This window comes from Lewinellaceae bacterium, from assembly GCA_020636135.1.
Classification (GTDB): Bacteria; Bacteroidota; Bacteroidia; order Chitinophagales; family Saprospiraceae; genus JAGQXC01.
The window spans coordinates 470,077-493,193 of the sequence record JACJYK010000003.1 but is presented as its reverse complement, the minus strand read 5'-3'; the positions used below and the strand labels follow the sequence as shown (position 1 = coordinate 493,193).

Sequence of the window (23,117 nt, the reverse complement as noted above, 5' to 3'; positions counted from 1 at the left end):
AATACTCCGTTAAGCCAATGGTAAATTATCGTTACCTTTGATTGGAAGCGTTTTTAAAAGGTATGGCCACAGATCGGATTTCCATCGCTGAAGCTTTTGTCAAGGATTTACTACACCGGGAATTGGGACCCGAATATGCTTATCACAACTGGGAGCATACTGAGAAAGTCTTTGAACAAGCCCGGAAGTTAGGCCATATGGCTAAACTCAATCCGGAGGATACGGAGATACTATTGCTCGCCGCTTTATTTCATGATGCCGGATTCATTTACGATTACGATCAGCATGAAGATCAATCCAAAGATATTGCCCGCAAATTCCTCAAAGAAAATGAGGTGCCGGAAGGTACGATCAAGACCGTTTGTCAGGTGATTGAGGCAACCAGAAGGGATGTCAAACCGACGACCCACCTGCAGGCGTTGCTCAAAGATGCCGACGTCGCAAATCTGGCTGATCCCGATTATGCCATATGGTCCGAGAGGTTGAGACAGGAATTGACAGCCATACACGATGATAAGATCAAGAAAAAAGGATGGCTGAAAACCAATATTGACTTCTTCACCCATCATGAATATTATTCGGAGGAAGGAAAAAAACTGCTGGGCAAAGGCAAGGAAGCCAACCTGGATCTCCTGCTGCTTAAGCGCCAGGAACAATTGCTGGAACAAGCCAAGGCCCTGAGACCGAGTTCGCATCTTTCCCGGTCGCTGGCTCAAAACCGCCCGGCGCAAAATCAATTCAAGACATCCTTGCGGAATCACGTAAACCTCAGTTCGATTGCGGATAATAAGGCAAATCACATGCTTTCCGTCAATGCACTGATCCTTTCCATTTCACTGCCATTTTTAGGCAGCATCCTGAAAAGCAACCAGCAACTGCTGATACCAACGCTGATGCTCATCGTGGTGTGTGTCATTGCCATTATCTTCGCCACCCTGGCTACGCGGCCCGTAAAGATGTCCGGGATAACCCTGCAGGAAGACATCGATAAAAACAAATCCAATCTGTTTTTCTTTGGCAACTTCTTCAAAATGACGTACGAAGATTACGAACGCGGGATCAAGCACATTGTCGCAGAAGATGACCGGCTGGATCAGTCGATAACCCGTGACTTATTTTATCTCGGTAAAGCCCTGGGCCAGAAATACACCTATCTGCGCCATTGTTACAATTTCTTCATGTATGGCATTGTCATTACGGCGTTTGCCTTTATGATTGCCTTTCTCAGTGGTGCCAATACCCTATAGTAATCCGGTAATTCCGGTTCTCCACGTGTGAATCTTACACAGTTTCCGATTATACTGGACCTATAATCCTATCTTTGCTCTTCGCAAATTGATACGTTGGATGAAAATCTCCTATAACTGGTTGAAAGCGTACCTGGATATCGACTATCCTGCTGAAGAAGTGGCAGATATGCTCACCGGCTTAGGCCTGGAAGTGGAAGGTATGGAAGCTTTCGAATCCATTCCCGGCAGTCTGGAAGGTATCCTCATTGGCAAGGTGCTTACTTGTGAGAAGCATCCCAACGCAGATAAATTATCCCTGACCACCGTAGACATCGGTTCAGGAGAAGATTTATCCATCGTTTGTGGCGCCTCCAATGTGGCGGCCGGCCAAACGGTTCTGGTGGCACCCGTAGGCACGACCATTCACCCAACGAACGGGGAGCCCTTTCAAATCAACAAAGCCAAGATACGGGGCGAATTATCTGAAGGTATGATCTGTGCGGAAGACGAAATTGGATTGGGCACCAGCCACGCTGGTATCCTGGTATTGGATGACCGCTATGAGATCGGGAAGCCAGCCATTCAGTATTTTCCGGTAGAACGGGATACGGTATTTGAAATAGGCTTAACTCCTAACCGTTCTGATGCGACCAATCACCTTGGCGTTGCCAAAGATCTGGCTGCCTACTTACGGGTCAACCGTGGATTTACCGGCAAGATCAAGATCCCGTCGGGCGAACAGTTTAATATCGACAACCTGGATATGCAAATCGAGGTGGAGGTAGCCGACCATCGCGCCTGTCCCCGCTATGCAGGCATTACCCTGACCGGGGTGAAGGTGGGACCATCACCGGACTGGTTGCAAAACCGGCTTAAGGCCATCGGGCTCCGACCCATCAACAATATTGTTGACATCAGCAATTTTGTCCTGCACGAATTGGGGCAGCCTACCCACGCCTTTGATGCCGATAAGATCAAGGGTAAAAAGATCATCGTCCAGACCCTGCCTGCAGGCACCAAATTCTTAAGCCTGGATGAAATTGAACGGACATTGCTGCCGACTGATCTGATGATCTGTGATGGTGAAAACAAAGGCATGTGTATAGCCGGTGTATTTGGCGGTGCAGATTCGGGTGTAACCGACAACACGGTCAATTTGTTTATCGAATCCGCCCACTTCAATGCCAAATGGGTGCGGCGTACCAGCATGAAGCATTTCCTGCGTACGGACGCAGCTATGGTCTTTGAGAAAGGTTCTGATCCGAATATCTGTGTCACCGCACTTAAGCGGGTTGTCCAGCTGATCCAGGACATCGCAGGTGGCCAGGTCTCTTCCCACCCAATAGATATTTATCCCAAAAAGATAGAACCGGTCAAAATTGACATTCAATACGAGAATATCCGTAAACTGATTGGTGTGGATCTGACCAAAGAGGATATCCGGGACATCCTGAATGCATTGGAGATAAGCATCGAAAACATCCATGAAGGGGGCTTGACGGTTGAAGTGCCCACCAATAAAATTGATGTACAGCGGGAAGTCGATCTGATTGAAGAACTCTTGCGCGTGTATGGATTCAACCGGGTAGATTTTGATGAGTCGGTCCATTATACGTTCAATTATTCGGATTATCCCAGTCCGCATTTCACCCGCAACCGGGTGGCTGATTATCTGGCAGCTAACGGATACATGGAAGCCATGTCGCTTTCATTAAGTCCTTCGAAATATTATGAACAGTGGGCTCATGCCGAAGTAGGCTCTCTGGTTTATATCAACAATACTTCCAACATCCAGCTGGATGCCATGCGGGCCTCCATGGTCCCCGGGGCTTTGGAAAATGTAGCCTACAATCTGAATCGCCAGGCACAACGGATCCAGTTGTTCGAGTTTGGCAGGGTATACGGAAAACAGGAGGATTTTATTGAATCCGAGCGACTCCAGCTGACCTTATGCGGCAAAAAATTCAACGATAACTGGATCACGGGCAAATCGCCATCGTTCACTTTTTACGACATCAAGGCACACATACAGCAAATATTCCGGATCACCGGCGTCTTTCCGGACGGGGTTACGGAGATCATGGAACATCCCCATCTGGAATATGGTCTGGAGTGGATGCACGACAATCAACTGATCGGGGTGGCCGGGGCAATTAAATCATCCATCCGTGCTGACATGGGTATCAAGCCGGACGTTTGGTACGGAGAGATCTTCTGGGAAAATCTGTTCCCTTCGATAGGAAAATCAAAAATACAGGTAGCCGACCCGTCAAAATTCCCGGTAGTCAGGCGTGATCTGGCCCTGGTGGTCGATGATTCCGTCGCCTATGCGCAGATCCAGGAGGTGATCCGCAATACAGATCCGGTGCGGATCAAAGAGATAGGACTGTTTGACGTATTCAAAAATGAAGAAGCCCTGGGCAAAGGCAAAAAGTCCTATGCCATCTACGTTTTGCTGGAAGATAAGGAACAAACCATGACCGATAAGCAGATCGAAAAGATCATGCAGCGTATGATTTCAGCCCTGGAGAAAGAAGCGGGAGCGGTTCTGCGGAAAGGTTAAAAAATGACGGGATTCCAAAACTTGTAAAAAGGTATTATTTTTGGACAATGTCAGATATTGTAAACCATATAGAAACCATTGAATTTAAAATAAAGCAATTAGCCAGAAAGATAGAACTCATCAAAGAAGAAAATGCCAATTTGGTGAAGGAGAATATCGGCTTGCGGGAATTGCTCGTTGAGAAAGAAACGAAGAATCAGGCCATTCAGCCTCTGACCTTTGAAGGTGCCAACGCCCTGGATGAAGAAGCCAAGGGAAAAGTGCGGGAGGAGATTGACCGGTATATCCAAGAAATCGACGAGTGCATCAAGCTCATGAATAATCTTTAAGCCACCTCATGGAGGGAAAAGAAGCAAAGAGCATACAAGTATACATCGCGGGAAGATCCTATCCGCTGAAAGTGAATGAAGAAGATGCTTCTGCCATTATGAAGATCGCAGAAGAAGTCAATGATAAAATCCAATATTTTCAGCGTACCTATTCCAATCGCGATAAACAAGATTGCCTGTCTATGGCACTCTTAACGTATGCCGTAGACTTATATAAAGCCAGGCTGAACAATGCCGAAGGACAATTGTCCGACCGGCTGGGCAAGCTTGACGAATTGCTGACGTCCCTGCTCCATTAAAAACAGGTGTGCTTTCTCCTACTTTTTTGATGTAGTCCGATCGTACTGGCTCCATTTATAACATAAAATATACAACGTAATGGAAGCAAGTACCTTAGGTTTGGGATTGATTATTGGACTGGTAATCGGTGCCGGCATCGGATTCGTTATCGTCCGCATGCTCCTCAACAAGTCCAATCAATCCAAAATAGAAGAGATAAACCAGAAGGCCGACCTGGCCATCCAGGAAGCCCGTGTAACCGCCAAACGCATCGTAGCCGAGGCCGAGACCAAATCCGATAAACTACTGTCCAATGCTGAAAACAACCATGAACGCATCAAGCAGAAGAAAATCCAGGAAGCCAAAGACAAATTCAACAAACTGCGATCTGAATTTGATTCCGAAAAGGCCCAGCATAAGATCGAACTGAAGGAGCGCGAGGTAGTTGTCGCTGACCAGGAAAAAGAACTGAAGCGGCAGCAGGATGAATTCAAACAACGGATCGATTCCATTGACTCAAAGGAAACCGAACTGAATGCGGTTCGCGACAATCTGGATAAACAGCTGAAGATCGTCGCCAAGAAAAAAGAAGAACTGGATGCATCCATAGAGAAGGAGATCAGCCTGCTCGAAAACATCGCCAAGCTGAGCGAAACGGAAGCTAAAGAACAACTGCTGGAAGCCGTCAAAGGCAAAGCCGAGTCAGAAGCCATGGCCTTCATTAAAGAAAGCATGGAGCAGGCAAAAGCCACTGCCAATAAAGATGCCAAGAAGATCGTGATCCAGACCATCCAGCGGATGGCCGCAGAATACACCATCGAAAACACCGTATCGGTATTCAACCTGGATTCCGACGACATCAAGGGCCAGATCATCGGTCGTGAAGGCCGAAACATCCGCGCGCTTGAAGCTGCAACCGGTGCCGAGATCGTAGTCGACGACACACCAGAGGCGATTGTCATCTCCTCATTCGATCCCATCCGCCGGGAGATTGCCCGCCTGGCCCTGAAGCGGCTGGTCGCCGACGGACGTATCCACCCGGCCCGTATCGAGGAGGTTGTACAGAAAGTGAAAGAACAGCTGAACGAGCAGATCGTCGAGATCGGCGAACGTACAGTCATTGATCTGGATATCCACGGCATGGACCCTTATCTGGTCAAAATGGTTGGCCGGATGCGGTTCCGGTCTTCTTACGGTCAGAACCTGCTCAAACACTCCATCGAAACAGCCAATCTATGCGCTACGATGGCGGCCGAGCTCGGCCTGCACCCTAAACAGGTCAAAATGGCAAAACGCGCGGGGCTGCTGCACGATATTGGAAAAGTAAGTGAGGAGGAGTCAGAACTTTCACATGCGATCCTGGGTATGCAGATCTGTGAAAAACATAAAGAGCACCCGGCCATCCTCAATGCGGTGGGTGCGCACCACGACGAGATCGAGATGAACAACATCATCTCCCCGATCATCCAGGCCTGTGACGCCATATCGGGTGCACGCCCGGGCGCCCGGAGGGAGATCCTGGAAAGCTACCTGAAACGCATCGGCGAACTGGAAGAGCTGGCGATGTCTTACGACGGCGTACAGAAGGCTTATGCCCTGCAGGCAGGCCGTGAACTTCGTGTCATCGTGGAAAGTGAAAAAGTAACCGACAACTATGCCGAAGATCTCTCCTTCCTGATCTCTCAGAAGATCCAGGACGAAATGCAATACCCCGGGCAAATCAAGGTTACCGTAATCCGCGAAAAACGGGCTACGGCGTTTGCCCGTTGATCAAGCATTGGCCTGAAATAAAAGGAGCTACTGATTGCAAACAGTAGCTCCACGAGTCAATGTCAGGAATAATAGAGTGGTCTCTTATTTTGGAAGAAATGATTTCCATTTCTGTTTCCTTCACTGATGATTAGAAAATTCCCCTCTGGATCCGACTATCTCCAAGGTACCTGATTTCACAGGGTGAGGTGGCCAAGAATATGTATCCTTTCGTGATGCTCAAAGAATGGCACGGGGCGAAAGATTCGATATTATATACTTTGTTATTTTATAATTTCGGTATATAATTTTGAATCATTGGTTTGTTATGAACTATTTATCTGCAAAGATTCATTTGGCACAGTCCGGGAATGTGGTATTCACCGTTTTAACTCATCGGCGGTTTTACGTGCTGATCGATGTACAGCATGACGCCTGGCAGGTTTTCTCCTGCGTAACCAATGTTACATTAACCGGTCTTTCCGGAAATTACTTTCTAGCCAAATATTCTGAAATTCAGGTCGAAAGCCACTAACTATTTGGCACTCCATTCTATCTGCAAAACCCCATAAGGTCATACTGACCCGGTCAGGCTAGCTAAAAGCTTGATTTACTTGCACATATAAGGGGAAAAAAGTGTTTTACTATAGCTGAAATAAGAGGGAGAATCTATACCTTTGCACGGATTTTGAAAAAGGCCTTATGCGCATGTTAAGCCACCGTTACCTTATTGTGCCGCTGATTGCAGCTCTGTTCAGTCTGCCATATACCGGCTGGGCACAGCACGAATCCGATGAACACCAGGAAGATGCTACGCATGCTGAAGCATCCCATGAAGAAGGACCTGCCGCCTTTGACCCCACAGCTACTGCCCTGCACCACATCAGCGATGCCAATGTTTATACCATTCTGGATTTCATCCGCATCCCACTACCGATGATCCTATACAGCAAGGATGAAGGCCTGGACATTTTCTCTTCCGGCAGATTTCATCCCGGCGAGCACGACAATGGTGAGTATGCATACCACCGCTATGTACTGTTTGAAGGAAACGTACACCGGATCAAAGACCCTTCCTTTCCGAACGATCTGGTGGAAATAGGACCACACTCCTTCACCGAGCACATCAATGATGAAAACGATGAAGTGGTTTTCCTGAACTACCAGGGTACCGAATATCCGCTGGATCCCAGAACGACGCTGGACAACGGAATGTTTGGAGGTAAATTCACCTCTTTCTATGATTTTTCGATCACCAAGAATGTCCTTTCCATGATCCTGGTGGCACTGATCCTGTTCTGGCTGTTCCGCCAGGCGGCTGTGGCCTATACCCGCCGAAATGGAAAGGCACCAAGTGGTGTACAGTCCTGGCTGGAACCCGTGTTTACCTTTATCCGCGATGAAGTTGCCATTCCGTTTATCGGCAGAGACCGTTATCTGAAATACCTGCCCTTACTGATGAGCTTATTCTTCTTTATCCTGGGATTAAATCTGTTTGGCCAGATTCCCTTTCTGGGTGGCACCAACGTGACCGGTAACCTTACCGTGACCGGCATTTTGGCGATTCTCGTATTTCTGGTGGTCAGTTTCAGTGGTAAAAAACACTACTGGCAGCACATATTCTGGATGCCCGGTGTACCTGTCTTCGTAAAGCCATTACTGGCCTTCGTAGAATTCCTGGGAGTATTCATCAAGCCTATCACCCTGATGCTTCGTTTGGCCGGGAACATCGTATCCGGACACATCGCCATCCTGAGCTTCATCGGCTTGATCTTTATTTTTGGCAAAGCGGGAGAAAGCCTGGGAGGCAGCGTCGTAGGAACATTTATGTCGGTTCCACTGACGATGTTTATGATGGCCATCGAGCTGATCGTAGCCTTCGTACAGGCATTTGTATTTACCATTCTGACCGCATCCTATATCGGTGCGGCAATAGATGACGGACATCATTAATTTATATAAATAGTTAAGATCATGACATCTTTAATTGCTATTGGAGCTGGACTTGCAGTAATCGGTGCCGGAATCGGCATTGGTTTGATCGGTGGAAAAGCCATGGACGGTATTGCACGTCAACCGGAAGCTGCCGGTGACATCCGTTCAGGTATGATCCTGATGGCTGCCTTCGTAGAAGGCGCTGCCCTGATCGCTATCCTGTTGTCCATCTTTATGTTACAGGGATAATTTGAATTATCCCAACACGGATTGACAGGGTTTAGCGGTTGGCTGCGCTGTCAATCCTTTCATTGAAATTTGTTTTAAGGAACTCTATAAATTAAAAGCAGTTAAAATGACGCTTTTATTTGCACCTTTTCAACCGGCACCGGGACTGGCATTATGGTCCCTGATCATCTTTGGTATCTTCTGGTGGCTGATGGCAAAATATGCCTTCGGCCCGATAGCCCGCTCCCTTGAAAAAAGAGATCAGGACATCCAGAATGCCCTGGACGAAGCCAAAAAAGCACGCGAGGAAATGTCCAATTTGCATGCCGAGAACGAGCGCCTGCTGATCGAAGCGCGTGAAGAACGGGCAAAAATCCTCAAGGAAGCCAAAGAAGTTAAGAACGAGATCATCGCCGAAGCACGCGAGTCCGCCAAGGAGGAATCCTCCCGGATCATTACCAGCGCTCGTGCCGAGATCGAAAGCCAGAAAAAAGCTGCCCTGCTGGAAGTGAAAAATCAGGTAGGCGCCATGGCTCTGGATATTGCCGAGAAAGTGATCCGCAAGCAACTGGAACAGGATAGAGAGCAAACGGCTTACGTCGAAAAATTGGTTAAAGAATTAAATCCTTAATCCATGTCGGTAACCCGTGTTGCTTCCAGGTACGCAAAATCACTGCTTGAACTGGCCATTGACCAGAAAAATCTCGAGCGGGTCAAGGAAGATGTGGATGGTTTTATCACCGCATTGAAAAGCCGTGATTTTTACCTGATGCTCAAAAGCCCGATCATCCATACCAGCAAGAAACAGTCTATCCTGGATGTGCTTTTTAAAGGAAAATTTGATGCCCTGACACTTGCCTTCTTGCATGTGTTGGTGCGCAAGGGTCGTGAAATGTACCTGCCGGAGATGGCTTATGAATTTCAGACGCAGTACAAAGCCCTGAAAGGGATCACTACCGTCCGGATCATCACCGCCAGCCCGGTCTCCACAGCATTTCTTGAAGAAGTTAAGGCTAAACTGGCTGAAAGCAAGGTGACCCGTAAACACATCGAGCTGATACCGGAAGTTAATCCGGAACTGATCGGTGGATTTATTCTTGAATTTGACGATAAAATGTATGACGCTTCGGTTCACCATCAGTTGGAGACCATGCGCAAACAATTAATCAATAAACAAGTGGCTTAACGCCTATCATTCGTTAACATCTTTTAATGCACTCGATATGGTTGATGTAAAACCAGATGAAATATCCGCGATACTGAAACAGCAATTATCCGGTTTTAAATCAGAAACAGAATTAGAAGAAATCGGGACTGTCCTTCAGGTAGGTGACGGTATTGCCCGTATTTATGGTCTGAACAAGGCACAAGCCAATGAGCTGGTGGAATTTGAGACCGGCGTTCAGGCTATCGTGCTGAACCTTGAAGAAGACAACGTCGGGGTCGTACTGATGGGACCTGGCGATGATATTAAGGAAGGTTCTACTGTGCGTCGTACCGGTCGCATCTCCTCCATCCAGGTTGGCGAAGGCTACATTGGTCGGGTTGTCAATCCGCTTGGCGAAGCGATTGACGGTAAAGGACCGATCACCGGCATCAAATACGAAATGCCGCTGGAGCGCAAAGCTCCCGGGGTTATCTACCGCAGACCGGTCAATGAACCGCTGCAGACCGGTATCAAAGCCATCGACTCTATGATTCCGATCGGCCGTGGCCAGCGGGAATTGATCATCGGTGACCGCCAGACCGGAAAATCGGCTATCGCCATCGATACCATCATCAACCAGAAAGAATTTTTCGAAAAGGGCGAAACGGTCTATTGCATCTATGTTGCTTCCGGACAGAAAGCTTCTACCGTAGCGCAGGTTGCCAAGACGCTGGAAGAAGCCGGTGCCATGAACTATACCACCATCGTCAGCGCTTCGGCGGCTGATCCGGCACCACTTCAGTTCTTTGCACCTTTTGCAGGTGCCGCTATCGGTGAATTTTTCCGCGATACCGGCCGGCCGGCATTGATCATATACGACGATCTGTCAAAACAAGCGGTGGCTTACCGTGAAGTATCCCTGCTGCTGCGCCGTCCACCGGGACGTGAGGCTTATCCCGGCGACGTGTTTTATCTGCACTCCAGATTGCTGGAGCGTGCTGCCAAGATCATCGACGACGACAGCGTAGCCAGAAACATGAATGACCTGCCGGATTCCCTGAAAAATGCCAAAGATGCCAATGGGGAACCACTGGTGAAAGGTGGAGGTTCTTTGACTGCTCTGCCGATCATTGAGACCCAGGCAGGTGACGTCTCAGCTTATATTCCTACCAACGTTATTTCCATCACGGACGGACAGATCTTCCTCGAATCCGGATTGTTTAACGCCGGTGTACGCCCCGCCATCAACGTGGGTATTTCCGTATCCCGGGTAGGTGGTGCCGCACAGATCAAATCCATGAAGAAAGTAGCCGGTACCCTGAAGCTGGACCAGGCTCAGTACCGTTCACTGGAAGCATTTGCAAAATTTGGATCGGACCTTGATCCGGCCACCCAGGCAGTCCTTGATAAAGGAAAACGCAATGTGGAAATTCTGAAGCAACCGCAATATTCTCCGGTACCGGTCGAAAAGCAGGTAGCAATCATCTATCTGGGAACCAATGGATTGTTGCGTGATGTGCCGGTAAATAAAGTGAGCGAGTTCGAGGAAATGTTCCTCACCGAAATGGAAAAACAGCACCAATCCATTCTGGACAACTTCCGCAAAGGAAAGCTTCAGGATGAAGATCTGGAGATCGTGAAAACCGTTGCTGCGAATCTCAGCAAACAATACAAAAAGTAACCGGTAGTAATCCGATATTGCCATGAGCGGACAACTAAAAGAAGTCAGGGAAAGGATCAAATCGGTGATCAACACCCAGCAGATCACAAAAGCCATGAAGATGGTTTCCGCAGCTAAATTGCGGAAAGCACAGACGGCCATCCAGCAAGCACGGCCTTATGCCAACAAGCTTACGGCTATGCTTCGCAATGTTATGCGGTACGTGGATAATAGCGATCAGCTGGTTTTCAACCGGCCTACGGAAGGTATGCGTCCGGCGGTCATCATCATCACGTCCAACCGCGGACTTTGTGGCGCCTACAACAGTAACATTGTCAAGGAAGCCATCCACCATATCGATTCCAAATATGCAGAGGCCGTCAGGAATAAAACCATCCGCATCATTCCAGTCGGGAAGAAAGCGGTGGATGTCCTGAAACGCCATTATGATCCCACATTGCTGGATCGCTCGTTCATGGAACTGGGTGAAAAAATCGAGATGGACCAGGTCTATGACTTTGCTACATTCCTGATGGATGAATTCCGCAACGGTAATTTTGACATCATCGATGTAAGTTATGGACGCTTTCGCAATGCAGCCATGCAGATCCCGGAAACAGTCCAGTACCTTCCGGTACCGCCACCAAAACCATTGAAAGAAAAGAAACAAAACATTGTTCCCAATTACACCTTTGAACCGGATGAGGAATCACTGCTGGCAGAGTTGGTACCAGCCATCCTGAAAGTACAGCTCCACCGGTTCTTACTGGATAATGCGGCTTCCGAGCATGGCGCCCGGATGACTGCTATGGATAAAGCATCTGAGAACGCTGATGAGTTGCTCAAAGAGCTGCGCATCAATTACAACAAAGCACGTCAAGCTGCGATTACCACCGAGTTGAGCGAAATTGTTGCCGGAGCTGCCGCACTGGGCGGATGATCCGGATTATGACAATATCCTAAGAAATGAAAGGGCCGGTCACTTGATCTGCCCTTTTTTATTTGGGTAAAACAACGACCAGGTTATTCACCTGGACACTGGGCTTTGATCAAATTCTGATTGAGAACCTTCTACCTGTTCACGGTGACATCTTCCAGGCGTACGTGGATGGTCCTGAGCTCGTCGGTGCGTTGATTGATATCCACCTTTCCATTTTCCAGTCGTAAGACACCTCTGGGACAAACAGCGGCACAGATCCCGCATCCTACACAGGAAGCGCGAACGACATTCTGCCCCCTTTGCGCATACCAGCGCACGTCAATTCCCATCTCACAATAGGTCGAACAATTCCCACAGGAAATGCACTGGCCTCCGTTGGTCGTGATGCGAAACCGGCTGAAAAATTTTTGTTGCAGACCTAGTATCGCAGCCATCGGACAGCCAAACCGGCACCATACCCTGCTGCCCAGGATGGGATAAAATCCGACACCGACCACGCCGGAAAAAATGGCCCCGATGAAGAACCCGTACCATTCGCGGATCACATAGGAATTGATGAATAATATGGAGTCCCGGCCTGTCATGTAGGTATAGATGACGAGGAAGGTCATGATCACGGCAAAGACCAGGACACCGTAGATCAGCCAGCGCTCGATCTTCCACGCTTGGAGTGTCTTAGAGGAGAGGTGCCGGAATGGATCACCGGCCGTCTCTGCCAAACCACCGCATCCACAGACCCAACTGCAATACCAGCGCTTGCCGAAAAAATAGGTCAATACCGGCGAAACGACCAGGATCATAACCAGTCCCCACCCGAAGAGAAAAAGTCCAAGGTTTCCATCCTTCAACAGCTTATCCAGATTCCAGTCAAAGAAAAAATAGTAGTTGAGCGGCCACATGTTTTTAAGGTCCATGCTGGGCTGGTTCAATCGATCCATCAGCTCCGGCAACAAAAAGGCCAAACACAATTGGAAAAACATGACCGAGATGGTACGTATGATCTGGTATCGGTTATGCCGGTATTTCCAGATGAATTTAACACCGAAGATCAGGATAGCCAACGTGTAAAGCGTTCCATAAACAAACCATTGACCACCTGGCTTTCCCTTCAACCAAAAGCTCAGTAGATCAAAAACACCGATGAGTCCGGTATTGGGCCCTTCCGGGCGTAACCCCAATAACCCGGGATAGAAATACAACAGGATATAAAGTCCGGTGATGATGATCCCGAGACACCATCCCCATATGCCTCGATTGGTCAATAGATTAAACCAAACTCCATTGTTTTTAATGCCGGCAGGGTGACCACGGTAGGTGGCAAATGCAAACCAGACGGTACCCGTGGCCAACAACAGCAAAGAGGCCGCTAACCAGAATCCGGCATGTGCGAATTCAATGCCCGACCAGGCAACAACCAGAATCAACAGGCCTGTTGCTCCCACTGCACTAGCCAGTCGCTGGGACCAGGTCAGCCGGGGGTGCGGGTTACTGAAAGACATACTGGTTTCTATCATGATAACTTGGGTTGTTTGAGGAATTGCCACACCCGGTCAGCACCACCCCTGGATTTACGGCTGATTTCCTTACCGGTCCTGGCCTTATACAGGGACCTGACCTCTTCTTCATTTGAAGAGAATAGTTCGGGATCGAAGTTGGCTAGCTCCAATTGTTCCAATACATCCCGGATGGAGGTATTTTCATGAAGCCACCGCATGCAAATTTCCTGGCGATAGCGGGTACCCATCAGATTAATACCCAGCAGGACATCGTCGGATTTGCGCCACACCAGGCGAATGCTTTTTTTCCCGGAAGCATGGATCCAGCAAATGCTGTCCTGCTCTGGTGGTATGATGGGGGGAACCTGTCCGTACACCTGATATTCAATATCTAAAAACTTGGCAGAGTTGAACCAGTGGCCCGGATGGTATTCGACCGGGTGGTCACACAAATTGTAAGCAGCAACTTCGCCCATCATGCGACCGGTATACCAGACCGGCTCGATCGATCGTCTTCCTTCATCAGGATGGCGCACTTCAGCACAGTCTCCGGCAGCATAGACATCCGGAATATTGGTTTGGAGGAATGCATCGACCAAGATACCCCGGTTGATCTCCAGGCCGGTATCTTTCAGCCAGTGGACATTGGGGTGTACGCCGGCAGTCAGCCCAACAAATGTACAGGGTATCCGCTCATGGCGGTCCGTATGCACCGCAGCGACCACACCATGACCGTCGTCTTCAATAGACTCCAACCCGGTCTCGAGGCGCAGGTCGATGTGATGCTCGATGAGGTGCTGGTTGATCATTCTGGACTCTTCCGGGGGAAGGACAATATCCCAAAAGCTTTTTTCGCGCACCAGAAAAGTCACCGGGATCTGACGGCTACTGAACATCTCTGCCATTTCAATACCGATCAGGCCTCCACCGACGATGACCGCATGTTTCAGGTTCTTACTGGCATCATCCATAGCTTTCAGGTCTTGCAAGGTGTATAATCCATGGACACCCTGCAGATTTTGACCGGGCCAGTCGAATCGATTGGACGCTGAGCCTACCGCAAGAAGCAATTTGTCGTAAGAAATTTTGTTTTTTGACGAAAATTGGAGCGATTTCTGTAGGAAATCTATTGAAATGACGTGGTCAAATACCAAATTGATCCGGTTCTTCTCCCAAAAGTCTTCCGCATAGGGCTGCGTATCCTCCATACGCATGTGACCCATGTAGATGTACATGAGTGCGGTACGTGAGAAGAAGTATTGTGATTCTGAAGAAATAACTGTGATCCGGTGGTCACTCAGCTTTCGGATATGCCTGGCTGCGGTGATTCCACTGATTCCGTTTCCCAGGATTACAATGTGCATGTAATGTGCTTTAGGCCTAAATGTAGGCAAAGTTTAGCATGACCGGAAGCATACCTGGTATTGTTGTCACCCCTCCGACATCCGATTCTGAAGCTTGTTAATGTTCATTTAATGCAGCATGGAATCTTGAAACTTCGTCAGATAACTGTTAATTTTAGTCTGTGAACTATCATATAGCAAATTAGTTTAATATATTGTGGTAGATTGCCTATGATGAAAACACTACACCGAGTAAACACCTTTATTTTTTTATTTGTCAGCTGTACCCTGGGGTTGAGTCAAGTGTCCCTGGAACTGACACCAAACCCTGCTGCTGCATCGGTTCTGGCAACAGACAATGATGTTCCGGCCAAAGCTTCCCTGACAAATAATTCCGATCATACCATCAATGTACGGTGGGTGCGTCGCATCATGGAATTATCCATGGGCTGGCAGACTGCCGTTTGCGATAAAAATGCATGCTATATACCCAGTATCGACACCATGCTCCTGGAATTGGGTGCTGGTGAGACCAGTAATATGGACATTCACATCTATCCAAATGGAGTGCCCGGCAAATCCAAAATTGAATTGACCATCACCGATGTTGACGACAGCGACAACAAAGTCGTTGGCATGTATCTTTTTAATCAGACTTCTGCCGTACAGGAACAGGTGCGTCCTGACGATGTCAAAATCTATCCCAACCCGGCAACCGAATATTTTAAAGTTGAGACCCGCGATGTATTGGCAAAAATCGATATGTACAACATCGTAGGAGACCGGGTGAAAACATTTTATGCCTACCGTAATAAGCGTTATTATGTGGATGACCTGCCGGACGGACTATACCTTGTTCGTCTCATGGATGTCAACAACCGGGTCATCAAAACCCTGCGCCTGAACAAAAGATAATTTTTCCCTGATTTTTATTGCTGTTACTTGTCCCGGACCCTTGGTCAGATCAGGCAGGATATTCGACATAATTGCGCGGAGTCTCATAGAGCCGGACCGTCAGGTCGTATTTCTTATCCAGGACATCGCGCAGGATTTGCCAGATCACAAAGCAGATGTTTTCAGCGGTAGGATTCAATGACCTGAACTCTTCTGTATCCAGGTTCAGATTTTTGTGATCAAATCGCTGCTCCACATGCGTATGGATCAACTCTTTCAACACTTTCAGATCTATCAGGAACCCGGTCAGGGGATCCACTTCTCCCGTCACTTTGACTTCCAGTTCGTAATTATGGCCATGATAGTTGGCATTCGCACAAACGCCGAAAAACTTCAGGTTCTCCTCCAGACTCCATTCCGGGCGGTGCAGGCGATGTGCCGCGTTGAAATGAGCTCTTCGAAATACCGCAATGCGCATGGTGATAGGTTTCGTAGCAATGTTAACGAAAATATCGCTTCAGAGTTTATCCCTTCCCCCAAAGAGGCCATGTTGAAAATGAGTCCTGCTGGTTTAAATAAACCCTTTACCAGATGAAGAATCCAGCTGATTGCCTGATTCGATTTTCCCGCAAGGCCTCCGGTTGAAAACCATTGCAAAGGGTATGGTCAAAGCGTTTGTTGGTATTTCGTTGAAAAAATAGGTACTTTTATCTTTTGAATGGTACGTGTAGTAATTACAAGCCATTTCGTCTGGGGTAGTTCCCGGCATTTTACCAATCCCCTGCCCTTAGGTAGTTGGATTGAGCGAAGGATCGATAACGACATCGCCATCATTATATAGTCTTTAGTTGCTGCGGCAAAAAAAGGCCTTAATAAAACCCAAATGAGCATCAAGAACAGCTGTTCCTAGCTGGTCTTAGTCGTAAATTCCTCTGCATTGCCGGAAAATATCTGGAGACGATCGAATAGTCATCGTTAACGCATCGTATGTTTTTCCAGCAGATACCTGGCAGATCCGAAATAAAAAATTACCTGCAGCAGACCATCCGGATGCAACGAGTGCCTCATGCGCAGTTGTTCTGGGGTCCGGAAGGTTCGGGTGCGTTACCCCTGGCCATGGCATTTGCTACCGAATTAATGTGTGAACACCCGGGACCAGAAGGCGCCTGTGGCAGCTGTCCCTCCTGCCGTAAAAATGCACACTGGGCACACCCGGACGTGCATATTTCATTTCCTACCATCGGAGCACAAACCAAATCGGCGGATGTCATCCAGGTTTGGCGGGAAGGATTTCAAAAAAATCCATTCATGACCATGGCCGACTGGTTCGCATTGCAGGAAGCCGACAACAAACAAGGCGGCATCAACAAGGATGAATGTCAGCACATGTTGCGCACCCTGCAAATGAAAAGCTTTGAAGCCGCAAAAAAGATCTGGATAATCTGGGGAGCCGAATATCTGGGCAAGGAAGGCAACCGCCTGCTGAAAATGATCGAAGAACCCACGCCAGATACATACATGATCCTCATCGCAGACGAGCTGCAGGAACTGCTGCCAACCATCGTATCCCGCTGTCAGCTGCTGAAACTAAAACCTTATCCTGAGACCGAGATCCGGGATTATCTGGTCGAAAATTACCAGCTGGAATCCGGTGACGCGCTGCAGATCGCCAATTATGCCGAAGGAGACATGCACCGCGCCATTCAAATGGCTTCAGAAGAAGAACGCCAACAGGCGCCACTTCTTTGGCTGCCCTGGTTTCAATATTGCTTGCAGGGCAAAACAGCTCAAATCGTGGAATTAAACAGCACCATTGAACAGTTGGGGAGGGAAAAGGTCAAACAATGGGTGCAATTTGGACTGGGATTCCTGCGTATACTATTACTACTCAGAAAAGGCATTGATATGACCTCGACCCTGTCAGACGCCGGGCAGAAATTAATTCAGTTTGGCCTGCAGGGATTGACTGAGGACACGGTCATCCGGATGATGGATGACATCACGGAACTGGAAGGACAAGTGGAGCGCAACGGACAGATCCGTCTGCTGCTCCTGGCAAGATATGTCAGATGGAGAGACTGGATCAGCTCACAACGATCCAGCAAAGCCGCCTGAAAATGAATAAAACTCAATATCCCTTAAGGGATTCACGATAAAAAAACGGACTTCAAGACTATGGGATGTTCGAATTGCTCTTCTGAAAATGGAAAACCCAACGGCTGTCGCAGTAACGGGTCGTGTAGTACCGGTGGTTGTAACCGCCTGAATACGTTCGACTGGCTGGCCATGTATGATATCGAAGATCCGGACTCCAGCGATCTGGTTGAAGTATCTTTCAAACAGGGAGCCAAGAAAGAATTCTTCTGGACCGGGCCCGAAGCAGGATTGTGTAAAGGCGAATACGTCGTCGTGGATACCGGCAATGGCTGGGACGTCGGTGAAATATCCCTTACCGGTGCACTGGTTCAGATCCAGATGAAAAAGAAGCGCGTATCCCAGAATAAGGTGGTGCATAAGATCCAGCGCCGGGCTTCACCGAAAGACCTTGACCGCATGGATGAAGCCCGCAATCTGGAGAAACCTACCCTGGTTCGCGCCAGGGTCATCGCACGCACCCTTGGTCTGGACATGAAAGTGGGTGACGTCCAGTATCAGTCGGACCTGAAAAAAGCTACTTTTTACTACACGGCTGACGGAAGGGTTGATTTCCGGGAGCTGGTCCGCAATTATGCCAAAGAATTCCGCATCAAGATAGAAATGCGACAGATCGGTGCCCGGCAGGAGTCAGCCCGGATCGGAGGTATGGGTCCCTGCGGACGTGAACTATGCTGCTCGACCTGGCTTTCAGATTTTAAATCCGTCTCCACCGTCGCTGCCCGGTATCAGAACCTGGCCATCAATCAGGCCAAACTGTCCGGTCAATGCGGGCGACTCAAATGTTGCCTGAACTACGAATTGGATACCTATCTGGAAGCCCTGGAAGATTTCCCGACGACTGCAGACGAAATCCGCACCAAAAAAGGTAAAGGCACCCTCATCAAATTGGACATCTTCAAAGGCATCATGTACTATGCCGTGGAAGAAGAGATAGGCCGGAGCAGGGTGGTACCACTGGATGTGCAGACCGTGTGGCAAATTCTTGAAATGCAGGAAAAAGGCACCATGGCAGAAGATCTTTCTTCGATGCGGATCATAGAAGATGAGGTGGAGGAAGAAATGGATTTTGCCGATGTAACCGGCCAGATCGAATTACCCAGCATCAAGAAAAAGAAGAAAAAAAGAAAGCCCCGGCAACGTGGAGAAGGCACAGGTGGCTCGGACAACCGGTCAGGCCAATCCAACCGCCCATCCGGACCCAATCAAAAACGCGACCGGAACCGCCCCTCCAGAAACAACTCTTCCAACAAGGAAAATACGGGAGGTGCGGAGCGATCCAATCCACCTAAATTCAATGCCGGCCCGGAAAACACCAACAATGATCAACGATCCCGGTCAAACCGGAGTCGGGGCGGACGCAACCGCAACCAGAACCGGAACCGGAATAATCCACCGAAAAGCAAGGATGTATGAACTACGATTTGATCGTGATTGGCTCGGGGCCCGGCGGATATGTGGCAGCGATCCGTGCTGCACAACTGGGCATGAAAACCGCTATCATTGAAAAATACCCTACGCTGGGAGGGACCTGCCTCAATGTCGGATGCATCCCTTCTAAAGCGCTGCTCGATTCTTCCGAACATTATTACAACGCTCTGCAGCATTTCGCCGAACACGGCATCGAGGCCACTGTTACGTTGAATTTGGCACAGATGATTGCCCGCAAAGCGGAAGTTGTCAAACAAAACGTCAGCGGGATTGATTTTCTGATGAAGAAAAACAAGATCGATGTGCTGCATGGAGTCGCTTCATTCAAGGATGAACATTCGATACTGGTTCAGGGAGAAAAGGAAAATGTAACCATCACAGGTCAGCACATCATCATTGCCACCGGGTCCAAACCTGCAGTACCTCCAGCCTTTAACTACGACAAAAAAAGGGTCATCACATCCACTGAAGCGCTGCAGATCGAAAAACTGCCAAAACGGATGATCATCATCGGCGGAGGGGTTATTGGGCTTGAACTGGGTTCTGTATTTGCAAGGCTGGGGACCGAGGTGGAAGTGGTCGAATACCTGGACCGGATCATTGCCACCATGGACCAGGATCTCGGAAAAGAACTCCAGCGTGTTCTTAAGAAAATTGGTATCAAATTTCATCTCGGCCATATGGTCACCGGCGTGAAATCTTCGTCCAAAGGCGTTACCGTAGATGTCCGGAAACGTGATACAGAAGATTCGTTTTCACTCCAGGCGGACTATTGCCTGGTAGCAATTGGTCGCAGACCCTATACCGATGGTTTGGGCCTGGAAAATGCCGGACTTGCTACCGATGATAAAGGGCGTATACCGGTGAATGAGCAATTGCAAACCGCCAAATCACACATTTATGCCATTGGGGACGTGGTCCGTGGAGCGATGCTGGCACACAAAGCTGAGGAAGAAGGAGTCTTTGCCGTTGAGACCATTGCCGGCCAAAAACCGGTGATCCATTATCATCTGATACCCGGTGTGGTTTACACCTGGCCGGAAGTTGCCGGTGTGGGATATACCGAGCAGGAGTGCAAAGACAAAGGCCTTGACTTCAAGACCGGCAAGTTTCCGTATAAAGCTTTGGGAAGAGCCCGTGCGAGCATGGATACCGAAGGATTTGTGAAAATTATCGCCGATGCCCATACCGATGAAGTCCTGGGAGTACACATCATTGGTGCCCGGGCAGCCGACCTGATCCAGGAAGCCACCGCCGTCATGGAATACCGCGGATCGGCCGAGGACATTGCCCGGATGAGTCACCCGCATCCCACCTACTCGGAGGCCATGAAAGAGGCTGCCCTGAATGTAGACGGCCGTTCCATTCACATCTGATAAACAATAAAATGGCTGAAGAACTCCTGTCAAGATTGCGATCGGTAAAGCGGAATAAGGTCTATTCAAACGCCTGGTTGACCATTCCGAGCGCCTGGACGGCTGAAATCATGGCGCGAAGCGGTTTTGACTTTTGTACGATCGATGTGCAACATGGTCTGATGGATTATGAGACCGGGCTGCATATGCTTCAGGCCATTGGAAATACGAAAGCATTACCCGTCATCCGGGTCCATGACAATGCTGTTCCGAATTTAATGAAATGGCTGGACGCCGGAGCCCTTGGATTGATTCTACCGATGATCGATGGTCCGGAGCAATTGAAAGAAGCTTTGTCCGCATGTTATTATCCCCCTCAGGGAAATCGTTCACATGGCCCTACCCGGGCTGCTTTTGTAACTCATCCGGATTACCGTCATCAGGTGTCCGGTGACCTTTTAATCTTTGCTCAGATTGAGACAGCAAGTGGACTGAACCAGGTGGAAGCAATCGCTGCCGTACCCGGATTAAAAGGGCTTTATGTCGGACCATATGATCTCAGTATTTGCCTGGGCAGACCTAAATTGGCGGATCTTTCCGATCCGGTACTGTGGTCGGCTCTGGAGCGCATTGCCGCGGCAGCACAGAAAAAGGAATTATTACTTGGAATCCATACCTCGGACACCTCACGCATACCGGATTTGCATGCACTGGGATTCCATATCTTCTCGACAGGGTCGGATTCTCACTTGCTGATGGATAGCGCCAAGCAACTGGACAGGGCATTACGCGGATAGCACTACAGATCTTCGGCAAAACCTGCCGGACCTACAATCAGCACTACTTCACCCCGCACCTTGGATTGTTCCCGGTAGTGAGCTAATAATTCATCGACGGTACCGGTTCGGATGTCCTCATGCATTTTTGAGATTTCCCTGGCTACACAGATCTTGCGATCGGACAGAAAGGTTTTGATCTGTTCCAGGCATTTGATCAACCGGTGAGGTGATTCATACAGAATGATGGTATAAGGATAAACGGCTAGCCACTGTAGCCGGGACTGCCTTCCCTTCTTATGCGGCAGGAATCCTTCAAAATGAAAGCGGTCACACGGCAATCCGGAGGCTACCAGGGCTGGAACGAAGGCCGTAGCACCCGGCAAAACGGTTACCTCAACACCGGCTTCCCGACAAGCCCTTACCAGCAAAAAGCCCGGGTCACTGATACCCGGAGTTCCGGCATCGCTGATCAGGGCGAGGTCACTACCTGAATGCAACAGGTCGAGAAGACCGGATAAGACCTGATGTTCGTTATGCTGGTGAAAAGCGCGAATGGTAGTTTGAATGCCGAAATGATCCAGCAGAACCTTGGATGTCCTGGTATCTTCAGCGAGGATCAGTTCCACCTGTCGGAGTACCTCAATGCTCCGGCTTGTCATATCACCCAAATTACCGATTGGCGTCGGAACTATGTACAGCATAGGCCATGAATCATAATACTCGGGAAATGAAGAAGAGGGGTATTCATTGGTTATGCGCATTCATTGTGGACCGGGGCTGTACCAGATACAGGATCGCAGAGAGCAAAATGTACGATGCGATCAGGACAGAAAAGGCCCACTCCCGCAGAAATATCAGAAGTAATATCCCGGTAGTGATCAGCAGGTACCGGACGGCATTGTCCTTCCAATTCCAATTTTTGAATTTCATCCCGACCATCGGGAGTCTTGATACCATCAAAAACGACACCAAGATGGTTATCACGATCAGGGTCACCGGATGGACCATCCAGGCAAACCCGGGATGGTGGGCGTAAGCCAGGCCCCAACCCGCCACCAAACCGGTACTGGAAGGTGTCGGTAATCCGCTGAAATCCTGGGAGCCGGAGTCTTTCACATTAAAAATAGCCAGTCGTATACATGAAAATACCGTGATGATGAAACCCAGTAGCGTCCAGTTATAACCTGGTGACAAATCCATGCCGATACCCAGCAGCTGCACCATGATCATGCCCGGAACCACGCCGAAGGAGACCATGTCGGCCAGTGAATCCAGTTGAACACCCAGGGAAGAATTGGACCCGACCGCCCGGGCGACCATTCCATCCAGAAAATCTGCCCAGCCAGCCGCAAAAAGTAACCAAAACGCCGGGATGAATTGCTGATAACCGGCAAATATGAGGGCCGTACAACCTAAAAAAAGATTGAATAAGGTAACGATATCAGCCAAAAAACGTTTCATTGAAAGAATGGTCACGACAAAGATGCTTGAATTTTTCATCTTTGTCAGGCAGTTTTTAACGATACTTTAATCAAAATACGGATAGTTCCCCCAACAAATCCGGCACTTCTAACCGTTTTATAAGGTGGTAAATCATAGGAAACGA

Annotated in this window: 22 protein-coding genes; 17 read left to right on the top strand and 5 right to left on the bottom strand. The window is 48.8% G+C overall.

Translation table 11 applies throughout. The annotated features are described in order from the left end of the window. The first annotated feature begins 62 nt into the window (after positions 1-62). The 12 genes from H6570_21370 to atpG all read left to right on the top strand — a co-directional run bounded on the left by H6570_21370 (position 63) and on the right by atpG (position 12,059). On the top strand, positions 63-1,247 hold the full coding sequence (locus H6570_21370) for an HD domain-containing protein (protein MCB9321845.1): 1,185 nt from the start codon (positions 63-65) through the stop codon (positions 1,245-1,247). A gap of 100 nt (positions 1,248-1,347) precedes the next feature. Continuing rightward, positions 1,348-3,792: a phenylalanine--tRNA ligase subunit beta gene (locus tag H6570_21365; GenBank protein MCB9321844.1), complete on the top strand. Its 2,445-nt coding sequence runs from the start codon at positions 1,348-1,350 to the stop codon at positions 3,790-3,792. 47 nt (positions 3,793-3,839) lie between these two features. Further along, positions 3,840-4,121 (top strand): hypothetical protein, encoded by a 282-nt coding sequence (locus H6570_21360; GenBank protein MCB9321843.1) that lies wholly within the window; start codon positions 3,840-3,842, stop codon positions 4,119-4,121. An 8-nt stretch (positions 4,122-4,129) separates the two neighbouring features. Then, positions 4,130-4,420 (top strand): cell division protein ZapA, encoded by a 291-nt coding sequence (locus tag H6570_21355; protein MCB9321842.1) that lies wholly within the window; start codon positions 4,130-4,132, stop codon positions 4,418-4,420. Positions 4,421-4,499: 79 nt separating this feature from the next. Beyond that, a complete protein-coding gene (gene rny, locus H6570_21350) occupies positions 4,500-6,170 on the top strand; it encodes a ribonuclease Y (protein ID MCB9321841.1) in 1,671 nt (556 codons plus the stop codon). Between the two features lie 307 nt (positions 6,171-6,477). Further along, positions 6,478-6,684, top strand: coding sequence for a hypothetical protein (locus tag H6570_21345; protein MCB9321840.1), 207 nt, complete (start codon positions 6,478-6,480; stop codon positions 6,682-6,684). A gap of 167 nt (positions 6,685-6,851) precedes the next feature. Continuing rightward, positions 6,852-8,102, top strand: a complete 1,251-nt coding sequence (gene atpB, locus H6570_21340) for a F0F1 ATP synthase subunit A (protein MCB9321839.1) — start codon at positions 6,852-6,854, stop codon at positions 8,100-8,102. A 21-nt stretch (positions 8,103-8,123) separates the two neighbouring features. Then, positions 8,124-8,333, top strand: a complete 210-nt coding sequence (gene atpE, locus H6570_21335; protein ID MCB9321838.1) for an ATP synthase F0 subunit C — start codon at positions 8,124-8,126, stop codon at positions 8,331-8,333. Positions 8,334-8,439: 106 nt separating this feature from the next. Next, positions 8,440-8,943, top strand: coding sequence for a F0F1 ATP synthase subunit B (gene atpF / locus H6570_21330; protein ID MCB9321837.1), 504 nt, complete (start codon positions 8,440-8,442; stop codon positions 8,941-8,943). A 3-nt stretch (positions 8,944-8,946) separates the two neighbouring features. After that, positions 8,947-9,498: an ATP synthase F1 subunit delta gene (gene atpH, locus H6570_21325; GenBank protein MCB9321836.1), complete on the top strand. Its 552-nt coding sequence runs from the start codon at positions 8,947-8,949 to the stop codon at positions 9,496-9,498. Positions 9,499-9,535: 37 nt separating this feature from the next. Next, entirely contained in the window at positions 9,536-11,140 is a 1,605-nt protein-coding gene (locus H6570_21320; GenBank protein MCB9321835.1) for a F0F1 ATP synthase subunit alpha, read from the top strand. 22 nt (positions 11,141-11,162) lie between these two features. Continuing rightward, entirely contained in the window at positions 11,163-12,059 is an 897-nt protein-coding gene (gene atpG / locus H6570_21315; GenBank protein MCB9321834.1) for an ATP synthase F1 subunit gamma, read from the top strand. A 131-nt stretch (positions 12,060-12,190) separates the two neighbouring features. Here the strand turns inward: atpG and H6570_21310 are convergent, their stop codons facing one another. Together H6570_21310 and H6570_21305 are read right to left on the bottom strand one after the other, a co-directional pair. Then, positions 12,191-13,558 carry a 4Fe-4S binding protein gene (locus H6570_21310; protein ID MCB9321833.1) on the bottom strand — a complete coding sequence of 456 codons (1,368 nt, stop codon included), beginning with the start codon at positions 13,556-13,558 and terminating at the stop codon, positions 12,191-12,193. Positions 13,559-13,569: 11 nt separating this feature from the next. Further along, positions 13,570-14,919 (bottom strand): NAD(P)/FAD-dependent oxidoreductase, encoded by a 1,350-nt coding sequence (locus H6570_21305; GenBank protein MCB9321832.1) that lies wholly within the window; start codon positions 14,917-14,919, stop codon positions 13,570-13,572. 213 nt (positions 14,920-15,132) lie between these two features. Here H6570_21305 and H6570_21300 point away from each other — a divergent pair, with 213 nt between their 5' ends. Beyond that, the gene (locus H6570_21300; protein MCB9321831.1) at positions 15,133-15,813 is read left to right on the top strand and encodes a T9SS type A sorting domain-containing protein; all 681 of its coding nucleotides are present in this window, start codon (positions 15,133-15,135) and stop codon (positions 15,811-15,813) included. Between the two features lie 49 nt (positions 15,814-15,862). Here H6570_21300 and H6570_21295 read toward each other — a convergent pair whose 3' ends face one another. Further along, positions 15,863-16,270: a 6-carboxytetrahydropterin synthase gene (locus H6570_21295; protein ID MCB9321830.1), complete on the bottom strand. Its 408-nt coding sequence runs from the start codon at positions 16,268-16,270 to the stop codon at positions 15,863-15,865. A 509-nt stretch (positions 16,271-16,779) separates the two neighbouring features. Between H6570_21295 and H6570_21290 the strand changes: the two genes are divergently transcribed. From H6570_21290 to H6570_21275, 4 genes are read left to right on the top strand one after another with little or no spacing between them, the layout of a single operon-like run. Continuing rightward, positions 16,780-17,907 carry a hypothetical protein gene (locus H6570_21290; protein ID MCB9321829.1) on the top strand — a complete coding sequence of 376 codons (1,128 nt, stop codon included), beginning with the start codon at positions 16,780-16,782 and terminating at the stop codon, positions 17,905-17,907. A 60-nt stretch (positions 17,908-17,967) separates the two neighbouring features. Continuing rightward, complete coding sequence (locus H6570_21285) at positions 17,968-19,362, top strand: hypothetical protein (GenBank protein ID MCB9321828.1); 1,395 nt, start codon at positions 17,968-17,970, stop codon at positions 19,360-19,362. Then, positions 19,359-20,753, top strand: coding sequence for a dihydrolipoyl dehydrogenase (lpdA, locus tag H6570_21280; GenBank protein ID MCB9321827.1), 1,395 nt, complete (start codon positions 19,359-19,361; stop codon positions 20,751-20,753). The genes H6570_21285 and lpdA overlap by 4 nt, the downstream gene beginning before the upstream one ends. A gap of 11 nt (positions 20,754-20,764) precedes the next feature. Beyond that, positions 20,765-21,529 carry a 2,4-dihydroxyhept-2-ene-1,7-dioic acid aldolase gene (locus H6570_21275; GenBank protein ID MCB9321826.1) on the top strand — a complete coding sequence of 255 codons (765 nt, stop codon included), beginning with the start codon at positions 20,765-20,767 and terminating at the stop codon, positions 21,527-21,529. 2 nt (positions 21,530-21,531) lie between these two features. On the opposite strand, the gene rsmI is transcribed toward H6570_21275, so the two are convergent. Then, the gene (gene rsmI, locus H6570_21270; protein MCB9321825.1) at positions 21,532-22,212 is read right to left on the bottom strand and encodes a 16S rRNA (cytidine(1402)-2'-O)-methyltransferase; all 681 of its coding nucleotides are present in this window, start codon (positions 22,210-22,212) and stop codon (positions 21,532-21,534) included. 43 nt (positions 22,213-22,255) lie between these two features. After that, positions 22,256-23,011: a CDP-alcohol phosphatidyltransferase family protein gene (locus tag H6570_21265; GenBank protein MCB9321824.1), complete on the bottom strand. Its 756-nt coding sequence runs from the start codon at positions 23,009-23,011 to the stop codon at positions 22,256-22,258. Positions 23,012-23,117: the final 106 nt, after the last annotated feature.